Here is a 16,142-nt window from a genome sequence, read left to right as displayed (position 1 = left end):
CTACGCGACCTTCGGGGTGTAGCTTGGATTAGCGCAGCGTAATCCAACACAAGCGCGCCAAATGCCTATGCCGACAAGGCATTGATCAACCGGCGTATCGCCGGTATCAATTCCCCGGCCGTCAGCCCGATCGGGCCGCTGCCTGCGGCCACCAGCGCATCGGCCGCCGCGCCATGCAGCCAGACGGCGCCTATCGCCGCCTCCCATTCCGGCCAGCCTTGCGCCAGCAGGCTGCCGCACAGGCCGGACAATACGTCGCCCGTGCCGGCCGTCGCCAGCGCGGGGCCGCCCGTGTTGTTGACGACAATCTGGCCATCGGGCGCGGCGATCACCGTGCCCGAACCTTTCAATACCACGATGACGCCCAGCTGCGTGGCCAGCTGGCGCGCCGCGCCCAGGCGGTCGGCCTGCACCTCGGCCACCGTCAGGTCGAGCAAACGCGCCGCTTCCAGCGGATGCGGTGTCAATATCGTCGCCCCCGCGCCCGTGCGCACGGCCAGCGCCGATTGCAGCTCCGGCTCGGCCGCCATCAGGTTCAGCGCGTCCGCGTCCAGCAGCAGGGGGCTGTCGCTGTCAATGGCACGCTGCAGCAGTTCCACCGTACCGGCCTTGTCGCCGAGGCCGGGACCGGCCACCAGCGCGGCGAAGTGCAGGCCCGAGAAATCCACGTCCCTCGCGTGCCGGCACATCAGCTCCGGCTGGCCGCTGTCGAAGGCGGGCGGTGCGTCGGGAAACGCGATATACACTCGTCCCGCGCCCGCATGCAGGGCCGTGCGGGCCGCCAGGATGGGCGCGCCGGCCATGCCTTGCGCGCCACCGATGATGGCCACGCTGCCGTAGCTGCCCTTGTGCGTGTTCTGGCGCCGCGGCAGCAAATGGCGGGCGAACAGGTGCAGGCCGCCCAGCTGGGCTCTGGCGGGCGGCAGCAGGGAGGGATCGATGGCCAGTTCCGCCACTTCCACATCCCCCGCATGGTCGCGGCCATTCGCCGTGTGCAGGCCAGGCTTGTCGCCGATGAAGGTGAGCGTATGCGTGGCGCGGATGGCGACGCCGTCGATGGCGCCCGTGTCCGCGTGCAGGCCGCTGGGCGCGTCGAGGGCCAGCACGGGGCAATCGAGGTTGTTGACCAGTTGCGCCATGTCGCGGCATTCGCCGTCCAGGGGGCGCGACGCGCCGATGCCGAACAGGCCATCGATGACGAGATGCCACGGCGCCGCGCCCACCGCGGCCGACGCCATCGACGTTGCCGCATCCATGAAGCGCGCGGCGCTGTTGCGCGCGCGGCTCAGCGCCTGTTCGCGCTCGGGCGACGTGGCTTGCGCTTCGGGCGCCAGCCAGACGAGCACCTCCGTGCCGCTGCCGGCCAGGTGCGCGGCCGCTTCCAGCGCGTCGCCGCCGTTGTCGCCGGGGCCAGCCAGCACCAGCACGCGGCGGTGGCCCGCGTCTTCGCCATCGTCCTGGGCATGCAGCAGCTTCAGGGCGGCACTGGCGGCGGCCTGGCCCGCGCGCTGCATCAGCAGCCCTTGCGGCAGGTCGCGCATGGCCGCCTGTTCGATGGCGCGCAGTTCGGCGATGGAATACAAGGGGGCGGCAGAGTCGATCAGGTTCATGGAGCGTGTTCCGTTAGTCAGCATATCTTCAACATAAGGCCGAAGCGAGCGAAAGGCAAGGCGCGCACGCCTGCGGTGCGCCGTAATTGTGCGGCTACAATAGCCATCTCACATAGGATCTCACACAAGCACGGGAGCAAGGCGATGGACTGGCAATTCTGGATCGACCGGGGCGGCACCTTTACGGACATCGTGGCGCGCCGTCCTGACGGCAGCCTGGCCACGCATAAACTGCTGTCGGAGAATCCTGGCCAGTACCGCGACGCGGCGCTGGCCGGCATGCGCCAGCTGATGGACCTGGCGCCTGGTGCGCCGCTGCCCGTCGAACTGGTGGGCGCCATCAAGATGGGCACGACGGTGGCCACCAATGCGCTGCTCGAACGCAAGGGCGAGCCGACCGTGCTGGCCATCACGCGCGGTTTCCGCGACGCCCTGCGCATCGCCTACCAGAACCGCCCGCAGCTGTTCGCGCGCCAGATCATCGTGCCCGAACTGCTGTATGGCGACGTGATCGAGATCGATGAAAGAGTGGGCGCCCACGGCGACGTCGTGACCCCGCTCGACGAGACGGCCGCGCGGGTGGCACTGGCACACGCATATGCGCGCGGAGTGCGCGCCATTGCGGTCGTGCTGATGCACGGCTACCGCCATCACGCGCACGAGGCGCGGGTGGCGCAGCTGGCGCGCGAAGCCGGTTTTACGCAGGTGTCCGTGTCGCACGAAGTCAGTCCCATGATGAAACTGGTGGCGCGCGGCGACACCACGGTGGTCGACGCCTATCTGTCGCCGATTTTGCGCCGCTACGTCGACCAACTGGCGATGGAGCTGCCCGGCGTGCACCTGCAATTCATGCAGTCGAATGGCGGCTTGACGGATGCGCGCGCCTTCCAGGGCAAGGACAGCATTCTGTCCGGTCCCGCCGGCGGCATCGTCGGCATGGTGCGCGCCAGCGCGCTGGCCGGTTTCGATAAGGTCATCGGCTTCGACATGGGCGGCACCTCCACCGACGTGTCGCATTACGCGGGCGAATTCGAACGCGTGTTCGAGACGCAGATCGCCGGCGTGCGCATGCGCGCGCCCATGATGAGCATCCACACGGTGGCCGCGGGCGGCGGCTCCATCCTGCATTTCGACGGCGCCCGCTACAAGGTGGGGCCGGACAGCGCGGGCGCCAATCCCGGCCCCGCCAGCTACCGGCGCGGCGGCCCGCTGGCCGTCACCGACTGCAACGTCATGCTGGGCAAGCTGCAGCCCGCGTTCTTCCCCCGCGTCTTCGGCCCCGATGCCAATGAAGCGCTGGACGTGGCCACCGTGCGGGCCCAGTTCGAAGCGCTGGCGCGCACGGTGAATTCGACGCCGGAAGATGTGGCCGAAGGCTATGTCGCCATCGCGGTCGGCAACATGGCCAACGCCATCAAGCAGATTTCCGTGCAGCGCGGCCACGACGTCACCGAATACACCCTGACCAGCTTTGGCGGCGCGGGCGGCCAGCATGCCTGCCTGGTGGCCGATGCGCTGGGCATGCGCACGGTGTTCATCCACCGCCTGGCGGGCGTGATGTCGGCCTACGGCATGGGCCTGGCCGACCAGAGCGCCATGCGCGAGCGCGCCATCGAGGCGGCATTGGGCGCGGACCTGGCCGGCGATTTCGCGCAACTGGGCGAACTGGCGCGTGGCGACTTGCTGCGCCAGGGCGTGGAAGGGAAGCGCATCGCGCTGGTGTCGCGCGTGCACCTGCGCTACGAAGGCACGGATTCGGCCCTTGTCGTGCTGTTCGATACGGTGGCGAGCATGCAGGCGCAGTTCGAAGCGGCCTACAAAAAACGCTTTTCCTTTCTGATGCCGGCGCGCGCGCTGATCGTCGAAGCGATTTCCGTGGAAGCCATCGGCGCGTCCGATGCGCCGCAAGTGGCCACGCCTACCCATGCGGCGCGCGCGCGTGGGTTGGCGCCCTTGCAGACGGTGGACATGTATTGCGCCGGCGCGTGGAGGCCAAGCGGCCTGTATGCGGCGGACAGCTTGCGTCCAGGCGACATCATCGATGGCCCGGCCATCGTCAGCGACGCCAACGCCACCACGGTCATCGAGCCGGGCTGGCGCGCCGAAGTGACGGCGCATGGCCATCTGGTCTTGCGCAGGGTCGTCGCCTTGCCTGAACGCCGTGCCATCGGGACCAATGCCGACCCCGTGATGCTGGAAATTTTCAATAATCTGTTCATGTCGATCGCCGAGCAGATGGGGCTGCGTTTGCAAAATACGGCCCATTCCGTCAACATCAAGGAGCGGCTCGATTTCAGCTGCGCCATCTTCGACGCGCAAGGCCATTTGATCGCCAACGCGCCGCACATGCCCGTGCACCTGGGTTCCATGGGCGAGAGCATCCGCACGGTCATGACGCGCAATGCGGGCACCATGCGGCCGGGCGACGTCTACATGCTCAACGACCCGTACCACGGCGGCACGCATCTGCCCGACGTGACGGTCATTTCACCCGTGTTCGACGAAGCGGGCGGCGCCATCCTGTTCTATGTCGGCTCGCGCGGCCACCATGCCGATATCGGCGGCACGACACCAGGCTCCATGCCGCCCGACTCCACGCGCATCGAGGAAGAGGGCGTGTTGATCGACAATTTCAAACTGGTCGACGGCGACACGGGGCGGTTAGCAGAGGCGGAAACACTGGCCCTGCTGGCGGGCGCCAGCTGGCCGGCCCGCAATCCCCGGCAAAACCTGGCCGACCTGCGCGCCCAGGTGGCGGCCAACCAGAAGGGGGCCGACGAACTGCACAAGATGGTCGCGCATTTCGGCCTCGCCGTAGTAAAAGCCTACATGGGCCACGTGCAGGACAATGCCGAGGAAGCCGTGCGCAGGGTCATCACGACCCTGAAGGATGGCCGCTATGCGCTGGACCTGGACAACGGCGCGCAGATCAAGGTGGCGATCAGGGTCGACGCAACTGCCCGCAGCGCCGTCATCGATTTCACGGGCACGTCCAGCCAGTTGCCGAACAACTTCAATGCGCCATCCGCCGTCTGCATGGCGGCCGTGCTGTACGTGTTCCGCACCCTGGTCGACGACGAGATTCCCTTGAATGCCGGATGTCTGAAGCCGCTCACGGTGATCATCCCGCCCGGCTCCATGCTCAACCCGCAGTATCCTGCGTCCGTCGTCTCGGGCAACGTGGAAACCTCGACCTGCATCACGAATGCCCTGTATGGCGCGCTGGGGGCGATGGCCGCCTCACAGGGGACGATGAACAATTTCACGTTCGGCAGCGCCAAATATCAGTACTACGAGACGATATCGGGCGGCTCGGGCGCCGGTCCCGGTTTTGACGGCACGGACGTGGTGCAGACGAACATGACCAATTCGCGCCTGACGGACCCGGAAATCCTCGAGTGGCGCTTTCCCGTGCGGCTGGACAGCTACAGCATCCGTGCAGGCTCCGGCGGGGCGGGGCGCTGGCACGGCGGCAATGGCGGCGTGCGCCGGGTGCGCTTTTTGGAGCCGATGACGGCGGCGATCTTGTCGAACAACCGCATCCATCCGCCTTTCGGCATGGACGGCGGCGCGCCGGGCGCGCTGGGGCGCAATTACGTCGAGCGGGTTGACGGCACGGTGGAGCACTTGCCCCATATCGGCAAGACGGACATGCAGGCGGGCGACGTGTTCGTGATCGAAACGCCGGGTGGCGGCGCTTACGGCAAGACGGAGTAGGCCGTGGCTCCGCTGAGCTGCGCGCGCACCTGGCCCACGTCGCGCATGGGCGCGCGGCCGAACTGGCGGCTGTATTCGCGGCTGAACTGCGATTCGCTGGCGTAGCCGACCCGGTAGCCGGCCGTGCCCGCGTCGATCTGCTCGACCAGCATGAGGCGCCGCGCTTCCTGCAGCCGCAGCAGTTTCTGGTACTGCATCGGCGTCATGGCCGTAATCGCCTTGAAGTGGTGGTGCAGCGACGACATGCTCATGTTCGCCATGCCGGCCAAGTGCTCGATGCGCAGCGGTTCGCAATAATTGTGCTTGATCCAGTCGATGGCTTGCCCCACCTGGTGCGACTGGCTGCTGGCCAGCGCCATGTGGCGCAGGCGCGCGCCGACAGGGCCGTTCAACAGGCGATAGGTCAGCTCGCGGCGGATCAATGGCGCCAATGTGGCGATTTCCCCCGGTTTGTCGAGCAGGCGCACGAGGCGCAGCATGGCGTCGAGCAGCTCAGCCGACACGTCGCTGACGGAAATGCCGCGCGTGGCGGGCAGGATTTTCTGCTGCGCCACGTTGTCGCTGCCGCTTTCGCTGTCGAGCAGCGCAGCCACGTCGGCGATGTCGATGCCCAGCACCACGCACAGGTGCGGCTTGTCCACGCTCGCTTCCACCACGCGCACCTGCACCGGCAGGTCGACGGAGGTCAGCAGATACTGCATGCGGCTGTAATGGAAGGTTTCCGTGCCCAGGGTGACGTCTTTCGCACCCTGCGCGATGATGGCCACGCTGGGGCGCGCCGCATGGAACAGCGATTCCGTGACCGAGGACTGGCGGTGGAAACTGAGGTTGCCGATGGCCGTCGTGTAGTCGCCCGTGCGCGGCGCGTGGCGGCTGATCAGGGCGGCGATTTCATCTTGCGGAGTAAGTGGCGTGGACATGGCGTTCAGTATGCGTGAGGCGAAGAAGGGCAGGGGCTGATCTTACGCAGATTTGGAGGATCGTGCAAAGGTCTTGCAGGATCGCGGTAACGGCGGCCGGGCATCTCGGGCACACTTGTGCAATCGCATGCATGGCACGCGTCACCCCTCGCCACACACATCTAGATACAGGAGTTTTCATGACCACCATCGCCAAAGGCTACGCCGCACTGGGCCCGACTTCCGCACTGCAACCGTTCACGTTCGAGCGCCGCGCCCCGCGCGAAGACGACGTGGCCATCTCGATCAAATACTGTGGCGTGTGCCATTCCGATATCCACCAGGCGCGCGACGAATGGGGCGGCGCCGCTTTCCCGATGGTGCCCGGCCATGAAATCGCCGGCGTCGTCACGGCCGTCGGCGCCAACGTCAGCAAGTTCAAGGTGGGCGACCACGTGGGCGTGGGCTGCTTCGTCGATTCCTGCACCACCTGCAAGACGCGCAACGTGGACCTGGAACAGTACATGCCAGGCCTGATCCAGACCTACAACGGTCTGGAAGCGGACGGCAAGACGGCCACGCAGGGCGGCTACTCGGACAGCATCGTCGTCAAGGAAGGCTATGTGCTGTCGATTCCCGACAACCTGCCGCTGGACGCCGCGGCGCCGCTGCTGTGCGCCGGCATCACCCTGTATTCGCCACTGAACCACTGGAAAGCCGGCCCTGGCAAGCAGGTCGCCATCCTGGGCATGGGCGGCCTGGGCCACATGGGCGTGAAAATCGCCCACGCCATGGGCGCCGAAGTGACGGTGCTGAGCCAGACCCTGTCGAAGCGAGAAGACGGCCTGCGCCTGGGCGCTGACCATTACTACGCCACCAACGACGCGGAAACGTTCACTAAACTGGCCGGCACGTTCGACCTGATTATCTGCACCGTCGGCGCGGCGATCGACTGGAACCAGTACATCAACCTGCTGAAAGTCGACGGCAACATGGTCATCGTCGGCATCCCCGACGGCGCCGTGCCGCCCGTGAGCGCCTTCGGCCTGGTGGGCGCGCGCCGCAGCCTGTCCGGCTCCATGATCGGCTCGATCAAGGAAACCCAGGAAATGCTGGATTTCTGCGGCAAGCACAATATTGTGTCGGACATCGAGATCATCCGCATCCAGGATATCAATGAGGCGTTTGAGCGTGTCGTCAAGAGCGACGTACGCTACCGCTTCGTGATCGACATGGCATCTTTGTAACGCTCGAGAAAAAGCCCAGGGCGTTGTTACCGCGTCTCGCCGTACTATTCGTACTGTCTTCGACGCGGCCCCTAGCCCTGGGCATTTTTCGGGCGTTCCAACCGGTATGCTTTAAAAGCAAAACCGGCTGCTATCCGGTTGACTTGTGTTTGTTGGATTACGCGCTTTGCGCTAATCCAACCTACGCACGTTCAGCGTTCCGGTAGGTCGGATTAGCGGGGCCGCCGAGGCGCGCAAGCGCGTAATCCGACACCCCCGTCAACTCCCCATCCCCGCCAAAAATCAAGCTCCCGCGTCAATTTTTCTTTCCTTGCATCAAAAATCGGCATAAAATGAAACCGTACAGTACAGTTTCACTACGTAGATTTGAAAAAACCAGCCATCCCCGGCGTATTTGCCTGGGCAGGGGAGGCGTCATGGATAAAAAATGGACACTTCAGTAAATAAAGGAGCGCCGGCGATCCCGGCGGTCTTCAGGGGCAAGCGGCTTGCCTTGACGGTTTTCGGCATCTTTCTCGGATTTTCCGGCCTGGCCCTGGCCGCCGGCGGCATCGAACTTATTACCCTCGGCGGTTCCTGGTACTACCTGCTGGCCGGTCTCGGCCTGCTCCTCGCTGGCGTGCTGTATCTGCGCCGCAAACCGCTGGCGAGCGGCATCGTCGCCGCGCTGGTCATCGCCACCCTGGTATGGGCCGTGTGGGAAATCGGCTTCGCCTTCTGGCCCATGGTACCGCGCCTGGCGCCGTTCCTCGTCATCGGCCTGGTGGCCGCCTTGCTGCATCCGTGGCTGGCGGGGCGCAAGCACACCGGCCAGTCGCGCGGTTTCGCGGCGCTGCTCGCCGTCGTGCTGGTGGCCGGTTTCGCCGCCATGTTCAAGCCGCACGGCGTGCTTGACGCCACCTTGCAGCCGCAGCAGGATGCGCTGGCGGCGGTGAACGGCGGCAGCGCCAACTGGGCGCATTACGGCTATGGCCCGAAGGGCACGCGCTTCGCGCCGTACACGCAGATCGACAAACAGAATGTCGACAAGCTGCAAGTGGCGTGGACCTACCGCTCGGGCGAGCTGGCCGAAGGCGCGTCCGAATCGCAAAACACGCCGCTGCAGATCGGCGACACCATCTATACGTGCACGCCGACGAGCAAGGTCATCGCGCTCGATGCCGATACGGGCAAGGAGCGCTGGACCTTCGACCCGAAGCCGGCCAATACCAAGACGTGGAACCGTTGCCGCGGCGTCGGCTATTACGAGCCTGCGAAAGTGACGAATCCGTTCCGTTTTGAGGGCATGCAGGCGGCTAGCGCGCCGGTGGCGGGCGCCTGTGCCCAGCGTATCGTGCAAGTGACCATGGATGCGCGCCTGATCCAGATCGACGCGCAGACGGGCAAGCAGTGCGAAGGCTTCGGCGACAAGGGTTCGGTCGACCTGACGGTCGGCCTGGGCAAGGTCAAGATGAACGTGCCGTACTACGCCTACACATCCGCGCCCACAGTGGCGCGCAACCTGATCATCCTCGGCGGCTGGGTGTTCGATGGCCGCTCGACCGATGAACCGTCTGGCGTCGTGCGCGCCTACAGCGCCGACACGGGTGAACTGGTGTGGGCCTGGGACCTGGGCAATCCAGCCATTACCAAGCTGCCGCCGGAAGGGCAGACGTACACGCGCAGCACGCCGAACATGTGGTCGGCGCCCGCGTTCGACGATGCACTGGGTCTGGTCTACCTGCCGACGGGGAACGAGCAGCCGGACTTCTGGGGCGGCAAGCGTCCGCCGCTGACGGAAAAATACGCATCGGCCATCGTTGCCCTCGACATGGCCACGGGCCGCGAGCGCTGGACGTATCAAACCGTCCACCACGATATCTGGGACTACGACGTGGCAGCGCAGCCGGCCCTGTACGACGTCCCGGACGGCAAGGGAGGCAAGATCCCCGCGCTGGTGCAGCTGACCAAGCGTGGCCAGATCTTCATGCTGGACCGCCGCACGGGAAAACCGATTGCGGAAGTCGTGGAAAAACCCGTGCCGCAAGAGCACGCGGCCGGCGACTGGGTGTCGAAAACGCAGCCATACTCGACGGGCATGCCGGCCCTCGGCGCGGATACGCTCACGGAGCGCGACATGTGGGGCGCCACTTTCTTCGACCAGCTGGCCTGCCGCATCAGCTTCCGCAAGCTCAATTACCAGGGCGAGTTCACGGCGCCAAGCACGAAAGAGACCTTGATCTACCCCGGCTATTACGGCGGCTTCAACTGGGGCGGCGCGGCCGTCGATGAAAGCAATGGCTATATGTTCGTCAACGATATCCGCATGCCGCAAGTGGTCAAGCTGGTGCCGCGCGAAACGGTGGACGTGGCCAAGCTGACGGCTGGCCACGGCGTGGGCAGCACCTATCCGATGGATGGCACGCCGTTCGTCATCGACCACAAGGCCTTCAATTCGCCGCTGGGCATACCGTGCCAAACCCCGCCGTGGGGCGTGTTTGCCGCCATCGACCTCAAGACGAAGAAAAAAGTGTGGGAGCGTCCGGCCGGCACGGTGCAGGATGCGGTGGTCAATGGCGTCAAGGCGAGGCTGCCCATCCCGCTGGGCATGCCGACTCTGGGCGGCGGCATGAGCACGGCGTCCGGCCTCGTGTTTTATGCGGGCACGCAGGATTATTATTTGCGCGCCATGGATATCGCCACCGGCCATGAAGTGTGGAAGGCGCGCATGCCTGTCGGTTCGCAAGGCACGCCGATGACCTATGTGTCGCCCAAGTCGGGCCGCCAGTACGTCGTGGTGGTCGCGGGCGGCGCCCGCCAGAGCCCGGACCGGGGGGATTACGTGATAGCATACGCGCTTCCCAAGACACAGTAAGAGTTTGCTTCATGCCCCAGTTGCGCACCGTTCCCGCTTCCCCGAGTACCCGAAGCGAGGAGCGGCGGCGAAAGCTGCTGGTGGCGGCATCCAGACTCTTTCTTGACTCCGGCTACGACGGCGTCAGCATGGACGCCATCGTGGCCGAGGCGGGCGGCTCGAAAGCCACCGCTTACCGCTACTTCGGCAGCAAGCAGGAATTGCTGGTGGCCGTGGTCGAATACCTGTGCGCCGACTTCATCATCGCGCTGCGCCAGCTCGATACCTCGCAAGCGGGCCTGGAACAGGGCTTGCAGCTGATCCTCGACGAACTGGTGGCCGTCGTCACCAGCCCCCGCCACGTGGATTTCTACCGCCTCGTCGTCACGGGCGCCGCCGCCGTGCCGGCCGTGGGCCAGACCTGGTACGAGCACGGCCCGCAAGTGTGGCATGCGCTCATCCTGCGCCTGCTGGAGCAGCAGCGCACCCAGGGCCGCATCGCGCCCGATACCTCATTTTCCAACCTGCCGCAAATCCTGTTCGACGCCGTCTTCTCGCACCTGACCACGCGCACCGTGATGCTGGGGCAGGGCGGTAATGCGGCCACGTTCCGGCCGTTGATTGCGGAATTGATTGAGCTGGTGGTGGCGCGGGTGGAGCGTAGGGCGGATTAGCGGGGCCATAATCCGACTGTGCTGAAAGGTGAGCAGCTGAAGCCGTCGGGCAGCATTGCATTAGTCATAGCATCAGTCCTGTTCGCCATCTTATCCCTGGCCGTCGTGTTCGTCTGCTTTCGCCCCCGAAGCGGACCTTCAAAGTTCGTTTGCGGTCTGTTGAAATTGGCGTGGGATTGAAGCATTTGATCTCACGTATGCTTGAAGGCTGCCACAACCGGCATTCAAATGAATGCTTGCTCGCCGTGCTATGCTTTGCCCATGAAAACCGCACACATCGACGTTCGTCGGCACATCCCATACCAAGCCAGGGCTGCATGAAGAACGAGTACACTTTTGCGGCGCTGGCAAAGCAGGAAGTCGCGCCGGGACCGGATGCCGATGCGCTGTTTTTCAGCATGCTGGCGCCGGTCCTGCGCGGCGGCCCGCTGGTCGCATACGATTCGATGACCGACTTGCGGATGCAGTTGACGGCGCCAGCATATTACGTGGCCCACAAGCTGGTCGCACATGCCGGCAAGCGCGTTATCTTCCAGGGCCGTGTGGCGCAGGCCAGCGTCACTGAGCTGCTGGTATTTCTTGATGCGGCAGTGGCAAGTGGCGACCTGCGCCCCTTGCTGCTTGCGCCCGTGTTCGAAGGAACACCGGCGCAGGTGATACATATTGATGGAGATGTGCTGCACGTCTACGCTGCAATACCGGGGATAAAGCGGCAGGTCTGACCAATATCCTGCCGTCCTGATCGAGGACATGCTCAAGCAAAACCGCGGCGACTGACCGTCCGCTTTTGGCCTATTGTGTTGAAGAAGTCGATCGGCAACAATTTCGGGAGGTCTCAGACCTCCAAACAGTCGGAGATCGTTCAATAGCGGCGGTTCTGGCCAGTCTAGGCTGTCAGAATTTCTAGCTAAACGTCAACCTACCCGCGTTTTTCAACACGATAGGCCGGCAGCAGGCGGTGGAGTAACCGAGGTTCATGTCAGGCTTCCAGAGGCTTGCCATCGATAAGTACGCGAAACCGTTCACCTGAAAACCCCGCCCGGTGGCTACCGTAAATGGCCTTCCCGATAGATTCATACCATTTGGAATCGGTGGCCTCGACAGAAACTGCCATGTCCGGGTTCTCGGCGGAGATTTTCTCAAGAGCTTCCGCGACCTCAGTTGTTGAATGTAGTTTGACGCCATTCAAGTCTACGCCACTATTATCGGAAATTCGCAAAACAATCATCTTGTCCAAATCGATGCTCCAGGAAGAAGGATGTTTCAGTTTTTACATCGGCGAACGGCGGCTTCTGGCCGATCTCGGTCGAATTAGCGATGCAACTCGAGCACTACATCTTCAGGTCGAAACGCAACTAGCCATTGTGTAATACCGTGTGCATCACTGCATTCCAACTCGTAACCCGGAGGTGATGAGTAAATTTCAATGATGGTTGCGACGTCAGCGATTGCCGGCCGCCGAAGATTGAATGCATCAGAAAATGTGGCCTGTTGCACGTTGAATGCCGCAATCTTAACTACATCGTATTGCATAAATTTCATAATTGAACCGATCATTGAACGGCTGCTCTTGGCCGGAGGCTGCCTAAAAGGCATCACCTAAGCATAGCGGACGCGCAGCCTCTCACCACTTTACAAGCGCCGTCGTTAGAGCCATGGATCGAAGTACGCGTAAGCAGAAGCCTTGCCTCCCTCATTGGCGCACCAAACCGTAACACGGCGCCTGACGTTGACAGCACCACAACCCAGCCGCCCTTGATTGTTATTTGATCAAATGGATTGGATTGATCCGAAACAAACGTCCAAACAGGTTCATGATTTTGCAGCGATTCCAAAACGACTACGCCGATTGAGCCGTGTTCCGCAGCCTCTCCGCACTTGACTATGTACTGACCACCATACAACTCTTCTTGCGCCAGAATCGCGACATTGAGCCAACCGCCAAGCTCCTGTTTTTCATGTACTCTGGCCATCCAGGTTTCGTGCACTTCGTAGATATCACCGTTGCTGCACACGAGGCCATTGTGGCTTCGCACCTCCTGGTTCCTCCACTTTATTGCCATCACTGTCATTGATTCCATATTTAGAAATGGGCGACTGCACGCCCCTGAATTAAACAACTTGTGTTCTTGCACATCGCAAACTTATTCAACATCCGCTCTTGGCCAGATTCGGCCATACGCAACTAGCCCTTTCTTTTGGTCTTTTCTCGTTGCAAAATCGACCTGCATTCGTCTTCGGTTGGCACGTTTTTCTCGGTCAGTATGGTATGCCAGCCACCGCAATCAGGGTCAGGGCAGCCACACACAGTTGTTCGCACCGGGTGCTGGATTAATCCATCGCGCTTCTGAATAGCATTAGTTCGTTCCTGACTCTTGATAAGGTGGACTAGCGCGCCTCGGCTCAAAAATTTTCCTGCCATGATTTTCCTCTAGGTGCTTGAACCCCACAAGACGTTAACGTTTGCAATGCCTGCTGTTGGCTACTGCCGTTGGCAATTCAAACCGGCGGGTCAATCCGCTGGATGCAGCACTTTACCCCAAATGGCTGGTCGCCTCATCACTTGGAGCATGTAAGCGGCCAGCGTAGCTTCTGCTTTGACCAGACGCCAGATGCCATGTCGCGCCGATCATGATGGCAGCTCCATCGCAGGCGTTCTGCCGCAGTTGCCTCGGTCGGATGTGATGGCCTCGCTGTGCCCCCTGGTCGTGTTGCGCCAGGAGCGAATGTTATAGTGGCGAAAATTTATTTACTGAAAGAAACTGCCATGAAAAACGACGCAACCACTCGCCCGCAAGCAAACCAGGCACCTGTCAGGCTCAGCAAAGAGGACTTCGTCACCGTACTGCGCAAGCTGCTGCAAGACGAAGCAAAGGCCGGCAAGTCCAGCGTGGACGTACGCGCTGCGAACCTGCACACCGAGGTTGGGGTTTATCCGGCGCGCGGCCACTCGATGCCGACCTGTTGCACGGTGATGTATGAAGAAATGCAGCCGGGTGACGAGATACTGCTGACGCCACCTGGCGGCAAGGGAGCTACGCTGCTGGTACGGTATAAATTCCCGCGCTGATGCAGGCGCTGCAGTAGCAGCGAACTCATTGCCAAGTACCAATCGTCGCTAACTTATAACGTGCACAAGCAGGCGCTTCGCTGAGGCCACCTTGGTTGGATGGTGGCCCGCTTCAATAGTTTTCAAATATTTATATAAGCTCTTATATAAATAGTGCTACGATGGTTTCATGAAACCAGGACTGGGCACGCAATTAAGACATCTCATCGAACTGCTCGACGGCGCGGTCGAGCAGGCCTACGTGGAAGCGGGGCTCGATTACCGGCCGCGCTACACGCCGGTAATGCGGGTGCTGGCCGAGCAGCCGAGCGCGACCATTGGGGAGCTGGCGGCCCTGGGCGGCCTCACGCAGCCCGCCGCGACCCAGACAGTGGCTTTGATGGTGAAGAAGGGTCTGTTGACGGTAGCCGCCGGCGGCGAAGACGGCAGGCAGCGCGTGGTGCGCCTCAGCGCCGCTGGCGCAGCGCTGCTGCCGCGCCTGCGGTTGTGCTGGCAGGCGACCAAATCCGCAGCCGACAGCCTCGATGCGGAGCTGGCGTTTCCCTTGTCCGACTGCCTCTCACAGGCGATCGCCGTACTCGAGACGCGTTCCTTCGGCGCGCGCATCCACGATGGCAGGCTGCGCCTGGATGCCCGCTCTGACGCAGCGACGACAACACCTGGCGAGAAACCTGAATGATGCAGCCACGCACACTTTTCGCACAACGATCAAACGTTTCGCAGTCCAACTTGGAGGAATGTATGTCAGGTAGAAAGAAGTTTGTCGCAGGCGTCGTATTGGGTACATTGTTGTCGTTGCACGCCTTTGCGGCGGAGGACACCGCGTTGAACGCGGCCGATCGCACGGCGATCGTGCAGACACTGGCAGTGAAAATGAACGCGAATTACATCGAGCCAGCGGTGGCCGAACGGGTCGGCAGTGCGATTGCCAGAAAAAATGCCGAAGGAGGCTATGCGACTGCCTCCAGCGTGAAGGCCTTCAGTGCGGCGCTGGCGAAGGACTTGCGGGAATTGAGCGGTGACTTGCATTTCGGCGCCGCGTTTTACGAAGGTCTTCGTGAGCGCAGCGGTGCCGCCGAAGTGCCCAGCCGCGCCAAGATTGACGAATGGCGCGACCAGACCACCCGGCGCGGCTATGATATCGAGAAGATCGAACGCTTGCCCGGCAACGTCGGCTATATCGAGCTGCGCGGCTTCGGCGGTCCGGAATTCGTCGCTGCGGCGTACACGGCGGCGATGTCGCTCATGGCGGGGACGGATGCGCTGATCCTCGACCTGCGCCGCAACGGCGGCGGCAGCCCGGCCAGCGTGGCTTACCTGATGAGTCATTTCTTCCCATTCGGCGACGAGCGTCACCTGATCGACATGTACGATCGCCCTACCGGTACGACGCGGCAGTTCTGGACCGTGAAGACGGTCGCACAGCGTTACGACAAGCCCGTGTACGTGCTGACCTCGGCCCGCACGTTTTCCGGCGGCGAGGATTTCTCCTATGGCATCCAGGCGCAGAAACGGGGGACGGTGGTTGGAGAAACCACCGGCGGCGGCTCCAATCCCGTGAGCTGGTACAACGTAGGGCAGGACATCATTGTCGCGATTCCGACCGCGCGCACGACCAATGCCGTCACCAAAACCAACTGGGAGCATGTCGGCGTGAAACCGGACATCGCCGTGCCGGCGGCACAGGCGCTGCAGACGGCGCATGTCGCCATCCTGCGCAACCTGGTGTCATCGGCCAAGGAGGGCAACGAGCGCAAGGAACTGCAGCGCGTGCTGGCGATGGCGGAGAAGGGGGAGTCCGATAAGCCGGTCTACACGCTCAGGGACGAGCGTTGATATCGCGAAGCTGATCAAGCTTGTGGCGGTACCGATGGTGCGTAGGTCGGATTAGCGGCGACACTCCGCGTAATCCGACACTACTGAGCCAACAATGGTGTCGGATTACGCTACGCTAATCCGACCTACGTGAATCATCGGAAATGGGCTACGCAGCAGGTTTGCAGGGGCGTCCCTCAGCTCAGGCGTAGGTCGGATTAGCGGCGGCACGCCGCGTAATCCGACGCTACTGAGCCAACAATGGTGTCGGATTACG

The 16,142-nt window shown here is 62.9% G+C and carries 12 protein-coding genes; 8 read left to right on the top strand and 4 right to left on the bottom strand.

The window, feature by feature from the left end; genetic code table 11:
• Nucleotides 1-65: 65 nt before the first annotated feature.
• The gene (locus V3C40_RS04970; protein WP_070301857.1) at nucleotides 66-1,610 is read right to left on the bottom strand and encodes a bifunctional ADP-dependent NAD(P)H-hydrate dehydratase/NAD(P)H-hydrate epimerase; all 1,545 of its coding nucleotides are present in this window, start codon (nucleotides 1,608-1,610) and stop codon (nucleotides 66-68) included.
• 144 nt (nucleotides 1,611-1,754) lie between these two features.
• On the opposite strand from V3C40_RS04970, the gene V3C40_RS04965 reads away from it, so the two are divergent.
• Nucleotides 1,755-5,327 carry a hydantoinase B/oxoprolinase family protein gene (locus tag V3C40_RS04965; protein WP_034750998.1) on the top strand — a complete coding sequence of 1,191 codons (3,573 nt, stop codon included), beginning with the start codon at nucleotides 1,755-1,757 and terminating at the stop codon, nucleotides 5,325-5,327.
• Here V3C40_RS04965 and V3C40_RS04960 read toward each other — a convergent pair.
• Complete coding sequence (locus V3C40_RS04960; RefSeq protein WP_034750995.1) at nucleotides 5,309-6,247, bottom strand: AraC family transcriptional regulator; 939 nt, start codon at nucleotides 6,245-6,247, stop codon at nucleotides 5,309-5,311. The two genes, V3C40_RS04965 and V3C40_RS04960, sit on opposite strands and share 19 nt — an antisense overlap.
• A 179-nt stretch (nucleotides 6,248-6,426) precedes the next feature.
• Between V3C40_RS04960 and V3C40_RS04955 the strand changes: the two genes are divergently transcribed.
• From V3C40_RS04955 to V3C40_RS04940, 4 genes are all read left to right on the top strand, one after another.
• Nucleotides 6,427-7,473, top strand: coding sequence for an NAD(P)-dependent alcohol dehydrogenase (locus V3C40_RS04955; RefSeq protein WP_331776733.1), 1,047 nt, complete (start codon nucleotides 6,427-6,429; stop codon nucleotides 7,471-7,473).
• Nucleotides 7,474-7,900: 427 nt separating this feature from the next.
• Nucleotides 7,901-10,327 carry a membrane-bound PQQ-dependent dehydrogenase, glucose/quinate/shikimate family gene (locus V3C40_RS04950; RefSeq protein ID WP_331776732.1) on the top strand — a complete coding sequence of 809 codons (2,427 nt, stop codon included), beginning with the start codon at nucleotides 7,901-7,903 and terminating at the stop codon, nucleotides 10,325-10,327.
• Nucleotides 10,328-10,407: 80 nt separating this feature from the next.
• Nucleotides 10,408-10,980: a TetR/AcrR family transcriptional regulator gene (locus V3C40_RS04945; RefSeq protein WP_331776731.1), complete on the top strand. Its 573-nt coding sequence runs from the start codon at nucleotides 10,408-10,410 to the stop codon at nucleotides 10,978-10,980.
• Nucleotides 10,981-11,156: 176 nt separating this feature from the next.
• Nucleotides 11,157-11,702 carry a hypothetical protein gene (locus V3C40_RS04940; protein ID WP_331776730.1) on the top strand — a complete coding sequence of 182 codons (546 nt, stop codon included), beginning with the start codon at nucleotides 11,157-11,159 and terminating at the stop codon, nucleotides 11,700-11,702.
• A gap of 257 nt (nucleotides 11,703-11,959) precedes the next feature.
• Here V3C40_RS04940 and V3C40_RS04935 read toward each other — a convergent pair whose 3' ends face one another.
• Both V3C40_RS04935 and V3C40_RS04930 read right to left on the bottom strand, forming a co-directional pair.
• Complete coding sequence (locus tag V3C40_RS04935; RefSeq protein ID WP_034748572.1) at nucleotides 11,960-12,217, bottom strand: hypothetical protein; 258 nt, start codon at nucleotides 12,215-12,217, stop codon at nucleotides 11,960-11,962.
• Nucleotides 12,218-12,575: 358 nt separating this feature from the next.
• Nucleotides 12,576-13,052, bottom strand: coding sequence for a hypothetical protein (locus V3C40_RS04930; protein WP_331776729.1), 477 nt, complete (start codon nucleotides 13,050-13,052; stop codon nucleotides 12,576-12,578).
• 695 nt (nucleotides 13,053-13,747) lie between these two features.
• Between V3C40_RS04930 and V3C40_RS04925 the strand changes: the two genes are divergently transcribed.
• The 3 genes from V3C40_RS04925 (at nucleotide 13,748) to V3C40_RS04915 (ending at nucleotide 15,886) form a co-directional block, all read left to right on the top strand.
• A complete protein-coding gene (locus V3C40_RS04925) occupies nucleotides 13,748-14,050 on the top strand; it encodes an HNH endonuclease (protein ID WP_331776728.1) in 303 nt (100 codons plus the stop codon).
• Nucleotides 14,051-14,219: 169 nt separating this feature from the next.
• Nucleotides 14,220-14,729 carry a MarR family winged helix-turn-helix transcriptional regulator gene (locus V3C40_RS04920; RefSeq protein WP_331776727.1) on the top strand — a complete coding sequence of 170 codons (510 nt, stop codon included), beginning with the start codon at nucleotides 14,220-14,222 and terminating at the stop codon, nucleotides 14,727-14,729.
• A gap of 62 nt (nucleotides 14,730-14,791) precedes the next feature.
• Nucleotides 14,792-15,886 carry a S41 family peptidase gene (locus V3C40_RS04915; protein ID WP_331776726.1) on the top strand — a complete coding sequence of 365 codons (1,095 nt, stop codon included), beginning with the start codon at nucleotides 14,792-14,794 and terminating at the stop codon, nucleotides 15,884-15,886.
• Nucleotides 15,887-16,142: the final 256 nt, after the last annotated feature.

The organism is Janthinobacterium sp. LS2A, from assembly GCF_036543145.1.
GTDB lineage: Bacteria > Pseudomonadota > Gammaproteobacteria > Burkholderiales > Burkholderiaceae_D > Janthinobacterium > Janthinobacterium aestuarii.
This window is presented reverse-complemented; position numbering and strand designations above follow the sequence as displayed.